The following is a 12693-nucleotide window of genomic DNA, read 5'->3' on the forward strand; positions in this document are numbered from 1 at the left end:
TTGGGATTTATATGGTTTTCACGCTCTTATTGTATTTTTCAATCTTGCTAACGTCAAGGCTGCTTTAGCCGTTGGCGGTGTCTTTGGGGATGGGGGGGATGATTAATAGCTTAGCTAGAGTTGGACAAAAAGGAGCTCACGTCGTCTATAGTCAGCCCGCCTGCAAGGCGGGTTTCGGGCTTGGGGCTCGCATTAGGGGCGGTAACGCGCTCTGTAAGGCGCTTTGGAGCCTTACAAGCTCCTTTTCGAGGCGGCAACGCTCGCTGTAAGGCCCTTTCGAGCCTTACAGCTCCTTTTCGAGGCGAAAACGCTCGCTGTAAGGCGCTTTCGAGCCTTACAGCTCCCTTTCGAGGCGGCAACGCTCGCTGTAAGGCCCTTTCGAGCCTTACAGCTCCTTTTTGAGGCGGCAACGCACTCTGTAAGGCCCTTTCGAGCCTTACAGCTCCCTTTTGAGGCGGCAACGCTCGCTGTAAGGCCCTTTCGAGCCTTACAGCTCCTTTTTGAGGCGGCAACGCACTCTGTAAGGCCCTTTCGAGCCTTACGGCACCCCTTCGAGGTGGCAATGCTCGCTGTAAGGCGCTTTGGAGCCTTACGGCACCCTTTCGAGGTGGCAATGCTCGCTGTAAGGCGCTTTGGAGCCTTACGGCACCCTTTCGAGGCGAAAACGCTCGTTGTAAGGCGCTTTGGAGCCTTACGGCACCCCTTCGAGGTGGCAATGCTCGCTGTAAGGCGCTTTGGAGCCTTACGGCACCCTTTCGGAGCTGCTAAGCACGTTGTAAGGCCCTTTCGAGCCTTACAGCTCCCTTTCGAGGCGAAATCGCTCGCTGTAAGGCCCTTTCGAGCCTTACAGCACCCCTTCGAGGCGGCAATGCTCGCTGTAAGACGCTTCGGAACCTTACGGCACCCTTTCGGAGCGGCTAAGCGCTCTGTAAGACGGTTTTCCGTCTTACAGCGCCTTTTCAGGACGGCAACAAGCCCTGTAAGACGGATTTCCGCCTTACAGCTCCCTTTCAGCGCAGCAACGCGCTCTGTAAGACGGTTTTTCGTCTTACAGTTCCCTTTAAGGGGGCGTCCATCGCAAAAACAAAAAAGGGCTGCCTCAACAACATGAGGCAGCCCCAATATAGTCTCTTTAAGCAAGGGGTCGTTCCCTTTGCTTATTCGTGAATTTGAACGAGCAGCGCGCCAATAGCCTGCAGCGCTTCTTCTTCGCGCTCGCCGTCAATCTCCAGCGTCACTTCGTCGTTCAACTTGATGCCGAGCGTCAGCATGCTGAGCGAGCTTTTGGCATTCGCTTTCTTCCCGTTGCTGAGAACGGTAATTTTGCACGGAAACTCACTGGCCGCCTGCACGATCGTCTTGATCGGACGAACGTGAAGCCCCGTCGGATTCAGTACGGTATACGTATTTGTAACCATTATTCATTCTCTCCTTTCCGTTTGTCCTGAACGAAAGCCTGTACATCCTGCTGGCCTCCGAGCGTTAAGGCATGCTTTGCATGATCCTGCCATTCCGTATAGCTGAGCTCCGCAATAAGCTCCCTCGTTTGCAGCAGGGAGCCGGCGCTCATGCTGAATTCATGGAGGCCAAGCCCAAGCAGCAGCGGCACCGATGCCAGATCGCCGGCCATCTCGCCGCAAAGCCCTACCCACTTGCCTTCCTGGCGAGCCGCTTCAATAACAAGGCGGATCAGACGCAAAATAGATGGATGGCTAGGCTGATAGAGATACGAAACCGTTTCATTCATCCGGTCCGCCGCCATCGTATATTGGATCAAATCGTTTGTGCCAATGCTGAAGAAATCAACATGAGGAGCGAATAGATCGGCGGAGACAGCCGCCGATGGCACCTCGATCATCATTCCGATTTCGATGCTGTCGCTAACCGCTGTGCCAGCTTCCGTCAGACGCTGCTTCTCTTCTGCCAAAATCCGCTTCGCCTCAAAGAGCTCTTCGCTAACAGCGATCATCGGGAACATAATCTTCAGGTTGCCATATTGACTGGCCCGAAGCAAAGCCCGAAGCTGCGTGCGGAACAGGTCGTCGCGCTCCAGACAGAGACGCAGCGCCCGTTGGCCCAGAAACGGATTGCTCTCCTTCGGCAGATCCATGTAAGGCAATTCTTTGTCTCCACCAATATCGAGCGTGCGGATGACGACCGGCTTGCCGGCCATTTTCTCAAGCACAAATTTATAGCTTTGGAATTGCTCTTCTTCGGACGGCAGCTCCTGACGCCCCATGTACAGAAACTCAGTACGGAACAGGCCGATTCCCTCGGCCCCGTTATCCAGCGCTTTCTGCACATCCTCCAGCTTGCCAATGTTGGCAGCCAGCTCGACATGATGGCCATCCTTCGATACCGAAGGCTTATCAATCCACGACGCAAGCTGTGCTTTACGCTGATCATAGGCTGCTTTACGAAGGCGGAATTCCTCCAGTTGACCTGCATCTGGATTGATCCATACCTTTCCTTCTACCGCGTCCATGACGATCAAATCGCCGGAACGAATTTCTTGAATGGCTGCGCCCGCTCCAACGATAGCCGGGATATCCAGCGACCGGGCCATAATAGCGGAATGGGATGTGCGGCTTCCGATCTCGGTTACAAAACCGCGCACCGCCTCCAGATTCAATTGGGCCGTGTCCGAAGGCGTTAAATCGCGTGCAATAACGATGCATTCCCCTTGCAGCTGCGAATGATCGCCGCTGCTAACGCCTCGCAGCGCGTCGAGCACCCGCCCCCTAACGTCGCGGATATCGACTGCTCGCTCTCTCAATATTTCGTCATCGAGCTGGCTCAACATGTCAATGAACGACTGGGATACTTCGTACAGGGCGTACTCCGCATTAACCGCATCGTTCTCGATATTTTCGACAACTACATCAATTAATTCAGGGTCTTCCAGCAACAGCAGATGGCCTTCGAAAATCTCAGCTTTCTCTGCGCCAAGCCTTCGTTCCGTCGCTTCGCGAATGGCCTCGATCTGCTCCCTTGCTTCATTCACCGCATGACGAAAGCGCGCTACCTCCTGCGCCGGCTCCTGAACGCTTGTTTTCTCAGGAATATACTCCTCCAGTTCAATCGTCACCGCTTTTGCGATTGCGATTCCCGGCGAAGCGGCAATGCCTTGAAGTTGTGGTTCTAGTTGTTGTGTCATCGCGTATGCCTCCTACCTTTGATGAAGCGTGCCGTATTCGCGAACGATCGCGGAATGAAGCGGATGCCCCTCTTCTATGCCTGTATACTGGGCAATCGTCTTCGCAACTCCGTTATCGGAAATAGCGCGCTGTATTTCTTGCGCCTCTGCATCATCCGCAAAATCGAATGATAGAGCGGCCGCTATCGCCTTCACCAAGCCCGGCGTCTCAATGCCAAGCTCGTATGCGAGCAGGACTGGACGAATAAGCCGGTCGTTAGGCGAAAGCTTGCGAATCGGCGAACGGCCGACGCGCTCCACTTCATCAGTCAAGTACGGGTTGCGGAAACGATCTTTGATGATTTCCACATAACGTCCGTGCTCGGCTTCATCGAAGCCGTGCTTGCGGACAAGTACCCCACCCGTCTCGCTTAACACTTCACCAAGTCTATCTACAATTCTTTTATCCTGCATAGCCTCTTGAATCGTCCCGTAGCCTTGCAAATAACCGAGATATGCGGCGCTGCAATGTCCCGTATTAACAGTAAAAAGTTTGCGCTCAATGTAGGGCTCCAGTCTATCGACCGCCTTCACATGCTGCAATGCCGGAAAGTCGGCAGGAAGCGCCGAACGGTCAATGACCCATTCGCAGAACGGCTCCACGATTACTTCCAGCGGATCTTCATTCTGCTGCAGCGGAACGATCCGATCGACTGCCGCGTCCGGGAAGACCGCTGCGGATTCGGCACGCTCTCTCGAGTCCGGAGACAGCTTGCCATGCACATGTCCCTTCAGGATCGTACTTCCGCCAATCGCGTTCTCGCATGCGATGAACGGAATTGGCTTCGCTCCCGCATTCAGGCGAAGCTCAATTCCTTTCGCGATGCTGCGCGCCAAGTAAGGCAGCGCGCCTACGCCGACAGCAGTTGTCACGATATCCGCTTCGGCAATCGCCTTGGCTACCTCTTCCTCGTCACGTCCATTGATTGCAGAAATGCCTTTCACAACAAAGCTCTCTCGAGCCTCGTTCGCCAGCGTAACCTTGTACTCTCCCCGTTCATTGAGGAGCGCTACCCGCTCAGCGTTTACATCAACGAACTGAACGCTGTAGCCCGACTCGGAGAGCAGCAGGCCTATAAAGCCAAGGCCGATATTCCCCGCTCCAAAGTGGACGGCCTTCATAGCTCCATCCCCTCTTCGAATATCGCGATCAGTTCTTCCTCCGTTTGCGACCCGAGAATGCGCTCCATATCCTCTTCTTCTGAAACCAGAACAGCCACGCTGGATAGCACTTCCATATGCTCGTCGCCGACTGCGGCAAGCCCGATGACAAGATTAGCCGTTTCTCCTCCGAAGTCTACGCCGTTTGGAACGACCAGTACGGACATGCCCGTGGATTTAATAAACGGCTTGGAATCGTTTGTCCCGTGCGGCATTGCAAGTCTGGCTCCTAGATAGGTGGACGAAACGTTCTCGCGCTCCAGCATTTTATCGACATAGCTCTGTTCCACATGTCCCGCATCGACAAGCAGTTGGCCTGCCAATCGGATTGCCTCGAATTTGTCGCTTACAGTAACGTTCAGTTTTACTTTCTCTTTGTTTAAGATGCTCATGTAGGTTTCTCCCTCTCTATTTAGACTGTATATAGGATTCAAGCTCCCGCGAAACATATCGCTTAATCGCATCCGCGTCCGCCTCTTCGAGCAAAGCTTCGAATTCGGGCTGCAGCAGAAGCGCGCTAATCTCACTCAATATTTCCAGAACGGACCTGCTTAGCTCAAGGGGGGCCAACATTAGCAAAATTCGACGCACCTCTTGGTCCTTATTCTCTCCAAGCTGCAGCGGCTCCTCCAACCGATAAAGCTTCAGGATCGGCCTCTTAATATGGTCGCTTCGAGTATGAAATAATGCCAGCTTCGTGCCGCCAATGGCTTGACTGCTGGCTCGCTCCCGCTCCAACAGCAGCTTGCCGACTGTTGCTGTATCGTCCTCCAAATCCGCCTCGGATGACAGAGTATCCAGCATGGCGGATATGACGCCCGGAAGCGACCCGGAAGGGTATTGCAGCTGTTCGATGGAAAAAGGCTCTAGCACTTCAATAATGGCCGATGTATATGCATTCATCCGCTTCATTCGTTCCCAACCGCCGCTTGAACCTTCGGGCTTCACTTCCTCGTCCTGCGTTTCCTTAACGGACAGACTCCCCATAAAGGTTCGCAGCTTCTCCGTTTCCTCCGCTGTCAGCAAAGGACTAATCTTGATGTAGCGCTGCGGATCAATGGGCAAATCAACAGTAGAGACAATGAGATCGTATTGATGCTGCGATATTCGAGAAGCCTCGTACCACGAATAATTGCCAATCAGCTCAATTCGGGGAAACTGCTTGGCGATCCGCGCCGCAAGCAGCTTAGAGGAACCAATCCCGCTCGTGCAAACGATGATCGCCCTGACCGGTCTCAGCTGATTCAGCCTCTCAATCGAAGCGCCGAAGTGCATCGCCAAATAACCAATTTCCTCATCCGGCACCACTTCTCCGCCGAGCAGTTCGTCAACCGTTACCCGGATTGCCGCGAACAGATCAGCGAAATCTTTGCGAATCTGCGGTAACAGCGGATTGCGAATCGCTTCTCCCCGGCTTAGCCGTTCCATCGCCGGAGCTAAATGATTGACCAAGCCTTCCAGCAAGGAGTGGTCATTGTCGAATGGTAAACGCAACTTGGCGCTAACGGCTTGAATAAGACGTTCAGCAGCCTCCGCCGCTGCCGCTCCCTTCCGGTGCAGCAGGTTTTCCTCTTGCTTGATTGCATCCGTCATCGCTTGCGTTAGCAGTTCTTCCAGTCCCTCTAGCTCAGGCAGAGGCCAATCCCCGCGAAATCCATCTAGAAAAGGCTGTATGCGGGGAGGCGAGTGAGCGACAGTATCAGCCGTAGCTTTCTCTTCCTCCTGCTTGGCGCTCTGCCGAGAAGCAAGCAAATGACCACTGCGCATGCGGGCGATGGCGATCGAGATTTTAAGCAGCAAGCCCGTATAGGCTTTCTCTGCCAAACGGCGAGGCCATTTTTCATCCAAATCCCATAAGATGCGCTCAATAGCCAGGAAATGCTCCTTCCCGACCATATGAAGCAGCCTGCTGGATAGCGTCCAAGTATTCGCGGCAATAGGGCCGGGATCGAACAGATCGGATTCGTCCACATAATCACGGGCGAGCCGCTCGATCAAGGAACGCTTGGCTTGCTCGCTTCCTTTAATTTCAACCCCATATCCTCGCTTGCGAATCAACTGAAGCTTATGCTTGCCCAGCTGTGGATCGATTTCATCCAGATCGCGGCTAATCGTCGGAATAGCGGCTCGCATGTCGTAGGCGAGCGAGAATAGCTTGATGGGCTCAAAGGCTTCCAGCAACCGGCATAAAATTAACGTTTTTCTTTCCTCGGAATCATAGGCGACCGTTTCGAAATGAGCGAGTAATTCGTGAAACCTGGCCACATTCTCCTTCGATCCTTGAATCGCGATTCCTTTGCCGGACTTGGCTTCCAGGCTGAGTCCATACTCCGACAACAAACCCTTCATCTCGCCAATATCGCGGTGAACCGTTCGCGCGCTGATTTGCACTTCCTCCGCTATTTCGTTGGCGGTAGCCTCCTTGCGCTGAAGCAGCACTTCCAATATCCGCCGCTGCCTGTTCGAGACCATCATGACATTTCTCCTCCTTCCCGAGAAATGGAGGAAACGCCGACGATAAATACGTCAGCGCTCCACGATCATTCCGTTACGATTTGCCCAAGCGTTCCACCAATTGATCATATTCGGCTGCTTTGAGGAAATCGTCAATCGAAATATGCTCGGCTTCCGGTGCTTTTAGTTTTGCCCTTGCCGTTAACGTTTTATGGGTAATAACAATATCGGCATCCGTCGGGATTTCACTAATCGCCGTATTGGTAACTGCAACGCCGATTTCTGCTTTCTTCAGCTTCTTGCGAAGAATCGACGCGCCCATCGCGCTGGAACCCATCCCAGCGTCGCAGGAAAATACAATTTTCTTCACATCTTCAACAGCCTTTTGGACGACGCCTTCTTCCCGCGCATCAGTCGCTTCCGCTGCGGAAGGCGCTGCCGCCGTTCCTTTCGCGTCTGCTTTCATTTGCTGCATCTTCGAGGTAGCTGCTCCCAAATCATCCTCATCCGTCTGCTTGCTTCCTTTCAAGAAGGCTGCAGCGACCAAGAACGATACGATAGTCGCCGCAGCAACGCCTGCCAGCATCGGCAGCAAGCCGCCTCTTGGCGTCATCGCAATATAAGCGATAATGCTGCCCGGAGATGGCGTTGCAACAAGACCCGCTCCAAATAGGGAGAAGGTGAAGGTGCCTGCAACGCCGCCGGCGATTGCCGCAAGCAGCAGAACCGGCTTCATCAGAATGTAAGGGAAATAAATTTCGTGAATACCGCCCAGGAAGTGAATGATTGCCGCCCCTGGTGCGGATTGTTTCGCCGTGCCGCGTCCAAACAGCCAATACGCGAGCAGGATTCCTAAACCGGTACCCGGATTAGACTCAATCATGAAAATGAGCGATTGCCCCGTTTTGACCGCTTGATCCATTGCGATCGGTCCAAGCACGCCATGGTTAATGGCATTGTTCAGGAACAGTACCTTGGCTGGCTCGACTAAAATATTGGCCAGCGGAATCAGGTTGTGATTCACCAAAAACTCGACGCCATTCGCCAGCACTCTGCTGACCGCTTCGATGACAGGTCCGATGCCTTTGAAAGCCAGCAACGCAAGCACGCCGCCAATGATGCCGGACGAGAAGTTGTTTACCAACATTTCGAAGCCCGAGCGAATTTTTCCTTCTATGAGTTGATCAAACTTTTTAATAAACCAGCCGCCAAGCGGCCCCATGAGCATTGCGCCCAAAAACATCGGAATGTCCGATCCCACAATGACGCCCATTGTCGCTACGGCGCCAACGACTCCGCCGCGCGTGCCATGCACCATCTTACCGCCCGTAAAACCGATCAGCAGCGGAAGCAGATAAGTAATCATTGGTCCCACAAGCGATGCTAAGCTTTCATTCGGCAGCCAGCCTGTCGGTATGAAAAGAGCCGTTATTAAGCCCCATGCAATAAAAGCGCCGATATTCGGCATGACCATGCCGCTAAGAAATCGCCCAAATCGCTGAATGGCAACCCTTGCTCCGCCTTGGGAGCCTGTATTATCACGATTCACTTGACTCATGAATGTGAACCTCCTCTTATATAGACCGCGACTGAAATCCTATACACCGCGTCGCTCTTGCTTTATGATAAGTCGAAAGCGCTTACAATACAACGAAATGAAAACTACCTTACGTCATCAAGCTTGTTGACAAAATGTTTGTAAACGTCCGCGCGTCAGTTGGAGCGTACTTATGCCGAATAGCGGTATGGACCCTGATTCCAGTAATTTCAAAGAGCAACTGCTCAGCACTACATTAGAATGCGCAGGCGGGGAAAGTTTATTCTCAACAGCGCGAAGTTTCCGTTCGCATACTCTCATAGTCCGACCTAAGACGCGAGTGAACATCAAATAACCCCAACCTGATTGGGTTGGGGCTGTTCCTTATCTTCTTGCTTTTTTATACAAGCCGTACTGCGTCGGTTTATCCGCACGATCTGCTTTCAAATCTAATACATAGTCTCCGAAATAATAAACCATTGTATATGAATCCTCTGCATTCTCCTCATTAAGGGTCTCATAGATCTCATCGGGACTGCCCCAGCGCTGAATAATCTGCTTCGGCGTATCTCCAATGGTAATATCCAGAATAGACTGCCCCTCATCGCACAAAATGGATCGGACAGTTCCTGTCGATTCTTCAGGAGTATCTGTAAAATAGCGATAGTGAGCCTTCTACGATGATAGGATTATGTATCTAGATAGATTGCTTGAAATTCCATGATTTACTATAATTATAGGTTATTCAATTCGTTCTATCAACAATATCTTCCAATTGTGTTAGAGGGATATGAGGACTTCCACAAAGGAGCCTCCCCTGAGGCCCTTCTAGTTCTTAAGAATCATTTTTACAAATTTCTCCTTCCTGTTATTGACGGATGGCATCGTTTTGTAAATGATAAAGATTAAACCATGATTTGCATTCCCTCAAAGCATTGTTCCTGCGATGAACGTTACTCCTTACACCTCACACCCCACCCGAACATCTTTCATCTGCAAAACGACCACCCCTAAACTCTAAAAAACCAAATGACATCTTTACAAATTTCATAAGCTTCTCCACTTCATAGACTTTGACTATAAATGGTAATATGTAGTTAAACGTCTATTTTTTATATAGATTATTTTCTATTTGGAAATTCTAGCTTATCTATTTTTCAGGGGGGAAATTTATGAACAGTACAAGCTTCGAAACGATTTGCCACTGGTTCCAAGACACGGCCGCGCGAAATCCCGACTCATGCTGCCTGGAGTACGGCGATCTTAGGATCTCTTATCGGGAAGTGAATGAACAATCAAATCAGCTGGCCCGTTTTCTGCAACGTCATGGTGCCGGACCCGAAACCTTAATTGGTATCTATCAACCGCGTTCACCGGAAATGATCATCTCCATTCTTGCCGTTTTAAAATCAGGAGCAGCCTATGTGCCCCTCTCAACTGCGCTTCCCGAAGAACGTCTGGCTTATATCGCACAGGAAGCGAATTTCAAAATCATTCTAAGCGACTCCTCCTATGAGCAAAAGATAGCGACAATCCTATACAAACAAGACGGCTCATCGGTAAAGCTATGGACGATGGACCAGATAAGGTCTGAAATCGAAAGTCTGCCGGCGGGTGAATTGGCGGTTCAAATCGCTCCCCATGATCTGGCCTATATCATCTATACTTCGGGCTCGACAGGCAAACCTAAAGGGGTAATGATCGAGCACCGGGGCATTCCCAATCTGATTCATGAGCAAATCGGCAAGTTTCGATTGAACAGCGGGGATCGCGTCCTGCAATACGCCTCCGCCTCCTTCGACGCTTCCGTCTCGGAAATCTTCACCTGTCTTGTGGCCGGCGCGACGCTCGTCCTGCTGCCGGACGAGGGATTATATATCGGGGACAAGCTGTATCAGGTGCTAAAAGACAAACAAATTTCCGTTGTTACGCTCGTTCCCTCCGTTCTGAACGGACTGCCGCAAGAAGAGCTCCCCGATCTGAAAACCGTCGTAACAGCCGGTGAAGCTTGCACCCGGAAGCTGATTCAATATTGGGCCCCTAAGCTGAACTTTCTGAACGCCTACGGCCCGACGGAGTCGACCGTTTGCGCAACGATACATGAATGCGACGCCGACGACGAGATCATTTCGCTCGGTGCTCCCCTGCAAGGAACTGCCGTTTATCTGCTGAATGAACAACTGGAACCCGTAGGCACAGGAAAAACCGGCGAGTTGTATCTTTCGAGTGTAGGATTGGCAAGAGGCTACTTGAACAAACCTGAACTGACCGCTAGCCGTTTTATAAAAAATCCTTTCAACGACGGCTTTAACGAACGGTTGTATCGCACCGGCGATCTTTGCCTAAAGACAGACAGCGGGGATTTTCAGTGGGCTGGCAGAGCCGATCTTCAGGTGAAAGTATCCGGCATCCGCATCGAGCTCGAAGAAATCGAGCATGCCTTGCGGGAACATGCAGAAATCGAAGAAGCTGTCGTTACTTATCATTCAGAAGGCAGCTATATCGCCGCTTATCTAAAATCAAACACCCCCTTCAAACCAAGCATCCGTCAAGTTAGAGACTACCTGCTGACGAAATTCCCTCCTTATATGATTCCAACGCGATTCCTATTTGTTGACGATTTTGCTGTCATGAACAGCGGTAAAATTGACCGTAATGCCCTCCCTGCCATCGAGATTGCCAGACGGGTTACAGAGACGGTATATGCGGCTCCGACAAGCTATATGGAGAAGGAGCTTGCGCAAATTTGGAGCGAGGTTTTAAAGATCGATCAAGTCGGACTGCATGATAACTTCTATGAATTAGGCGGACAATCGCTAATGGCCACGCAAATCGTTTCGCGCATTCGAAGCGTTCTTGGGATGGAAATTCCTTTGCAAATTATTTTCAGCTCCGAGCCTACGATCGAACAAACGGCATTGGCAATCGAGCAGTATCAACTAGAGCAGATCGATTCGAGTGAGCTGGAGCTGCTGTTGGCCGAATTGGATAACGCATAATGCGCTAGGGAGAGTGTTCAAAGTGAAGATATTACTTGTTCAATCTATCGGCTATTTATACCCTTGGGGCGGGGCGCATAAGGCCAATCGAATTCTGTTGGAAGGACTGGCGGAGCGAGGCCATCAGTGCCGTGTCATTACCCCTCCAATGTATATTCCTGACTATAACGAGTACATTGCCGACAAAAAGGCAACGGGCGAGCTGGAGCTGCTGGAGGAGGACGAAGAGCTATTCGTTATTCAAAAGAATGGCGTCATTTCCTACACAGTCAAAAAGGCTTTTCGTGTATTCGCCTTCATCAAGCGGATGATAGAAGAGTTTCAACCGGATCTTACCATCGTGTCGGAAGACAACACCCATTTGCTATTCGAGACCGTATTGGAGACGAAAACGAGAACCGTTTTTTTCGCGCATAGCCAAGCCACCCTACCGTTTGGCCCGGAAGCTTTTCGGAAGGACCCTCGCAAGATCGAGCTCTACAAGAAAACAGCCGGCATCATATCCGTAAGCGAATATGTGAGAAGCTACTTTATAGACCACGCCGAGATTGACTCTAAACTCATTTATTTCCCGTCGTACGGTCCTGGGCCGTTTCCCTACTTGGCCGATTTTCACAACCCCTATATTACCGTTATTAACCCGTCGGCTATAAAAGGCTTTTCGATCTTCATCGGCTTGGCGCGGCGGATGCCGCATCTCTCCTTCGCAGCCATTCCTACCTGGGCAACAAGCGAAGCTGAGCTGGAAGAGATGAGAGGCTTGCCGAACATTACGATTTTGCCGCCTGCCGAAAATATTAACGACATTTTCAAGCAAACCAAAGTGTTTCTCATGCCCTCTCTTTGGGGAGAGTCGTTCGGACAGGTCGTTGTCGAGGCGATGCTGCGGGGAATACCGGCGATCTCGAGCCGGGTAGGCGGACTTCCGGAAGCGAAGCTGCACCTGGATTATATTTTGCCCGTTAATCCGATTGAGAAATATGATAAAGATGAGTTCTACGCAAACGCCGTACCGTCTCCGATCGTCCCCGAACAGGACATAGAGCCTTGGTTGGAGGCTTTAACTAAATTAACAACAGATCAAGAGCATTACGATGAGTTAGCCCAAGCCTCCTACCATAGATCGGCGGATTTTCATGCTTCTTTAGGCATTGAGGCGTTCGAGATTTATTTCCAGCAGCTCCTTAATGCAGCTAATGAGGAGCAGGTCCATTCTTCTCCAGCCGATACCCTGCCAGCAGCGGCGGGCAACGACAACAAGCAAATTCTTTTAGAACGCATCAATACGCTTTCACAAGAGAAACGCGAGCGGTTATTGGCAGCCCTCCAGGAAAGAAGGTAAGCAC

General features: G+C 51.4%; 8 protein-coding genes. 2 read left to right on the top strand and 6 right to left on the bottom strand.

The features are described from left to right. Positions 1-1157: 1157 nt before the first annotated feature. The 6 genes from ACFVTB_RS15240 to ACFVTB_RS15265 all read right to left on the bottom strand — a co-directional run bounded on the left by ACFVTB_RS15240 (position 1158) and on the right by ACFVTB_RS15265 (position 8369). The gene (locus tag ACFVTB_RS15240; RefSeq protein WP_387750517.1) at positions 1158-1418 is read right to left on the bottom strand and encodes an HPr family phosphocarrier protein; all 261 of its coding nucleotides are present in this window, start codon (positions 1416-1418) and stop codon (positions 1158-1160) included. Further along, positions 1418-3157: a phosphoenolpyruvate--protein phosphotransferase gene (ptsP, locus tag ACFVTB_RS15245; RefSeq protein WP_387750520.1), complete on the bottom strand. Its 1740-nt coding sequence runs from the start codon at positions 3155-3157 to the stop codon at positions 1418-1420. Before ptsP ends, ACFVTB_RS15240 begins: the two co-directional genes overlap by 1 nt. A gap of 12 nt (positions 3158-3169) precedes the next feature. Further along, positions 3170-4318: a mannitol-1-phosphate 5-dehydrogenase gene (locus ACFVTB_RS15250; protein ID WP_387750524.1), complete on the bottom strand. Its 1149-nt coding sequence runs from the start codon at positions 4316-4318 to the stop codon at positions 3170-3172. Continuing rightward, complete coding sequence (locus tag ACFVTB_RS15255; protein ID WP_387750527.1) at positions 4315-4749, bottom strand: PTS mannitol transporter subunit IIA; 435 nt, start codon at positions 4747-4749, stop codon at positions 4315-4317. Before ACFVTB_RS15255 ends, ACFVTB_RS15250 begins: the two co-directional genes overlap by 4 nt. A 16-nt stretch (positions 4750-4765) precedes the next feature. Next, on the bottom strand, positions 4766-6832 hold the full coding sequence (locus ACFVTB_RS15260) for a BglG family transcription antiterminator (protein ID WP_387750529.1): 2067 nt from the start codon (positions 6830-6832) through the stop codon (positions 4766-4768). 73 nt (positions 6833-6905) lie between these two features. Further along, complete coding sequence (locus ACFVTB_RS15265) at positions 6906-8369, bottom strand: PTS mannitol transporter subunit IIBC (protein ID WP_387750531.1); 1464 nt, start codon at positions 8367-8369, stop codon at positions 6906-6908. A 1151-nt stretch (positions 8370-9520) separates the two neighbouring features. On the opposite strand from ACFVTB_RS15265, the gene ACFVTB_RS15270 reads away from it, so the two are divergent. Together ACFVTB_RS15270 and ACFVTB_RS15275 are read left to right on the top strand one after the other, a co-directional pair. Next, positions 9521-11347, top strand: a complete 1827-nt coding sequence (locus tag ACFVTB_RS15270) for a non-ribosomal peptide synthetase (protein WP_387750534.1) — start codon at positions 9521-9523, stop codon at positions 11345-11347. Between the two features lie 22 nt (positions 11348-11369). Further along, positions 11370-12689, top strand: a complete 1320-nt coding sequence (locus ACFVTB_RS15275) for a glycosyltransferase family 4 protein (protein ID WP_387750536.1) — start codon at positions 11370-11372, stop codon at positions 12687-12689. Positions 12690-12693 lie beyond the last annotated feature (4 nt).

Source organism: Paenibacillus sp. NPDC058071, from assembly GCF_042885235.1.
Classification (GTDB): Bacteria; Bacillota; Bacilli; order Paenibacillales; family Paenibacillaceae; genus Pristimantibacillus.

Coding starts and splice junctions, on each gene's coding strand:
- ACFVTB_RS15240 (WP_387750517.1), bottom strand. CDS start 1,418: ATGGTTACAAATACGTATACCGTACTGAATCCGACGGGGCTTCACGTT.
- ptsP (WP_387750520.1), bottom strand. CDS start 3,157: ATGACACAACAACTAGAACCACAACTTCAAGGCATTGCCGCTTCGCCG.
- ACFVTB_RS15250 (WP_387750524.1), bottom strand. CDS start 4,318: ATGAAGGCCGTCCACTTTGGAGCGGGGAATATCGGCCTTGGCTTTATA.
- ACFVTB_RS15255 (WP_387750527.1), bottom strand. CDS start 4,749: ATGAGCATCTTAAACAAAGAGAAAGTAAAACTGAACGTTACTGTAAGC.
- ACFVTB_RS15260 (WP_387750529.1), bottom strand. CDS start 6,832: ATGATGGTCTCGAACAGGCAGCGGCGGATATTGGAAGTGCTGCTTCAG.
- ACFVTB_RS15265 (WP_387750531.1), bottom strand. CDS start 8,369: ATGAGTCAAGTGAATCGTGATAATACAGGCTCCCAAGGCGGAGCAAGG.
- ACFVTB_RS15270 (WP_387750534.1), top strand. CDS start 9,521: ATGAACAGTACAAGCTTCGAAACGATTTGCCACTGGTTCCAAGACACG.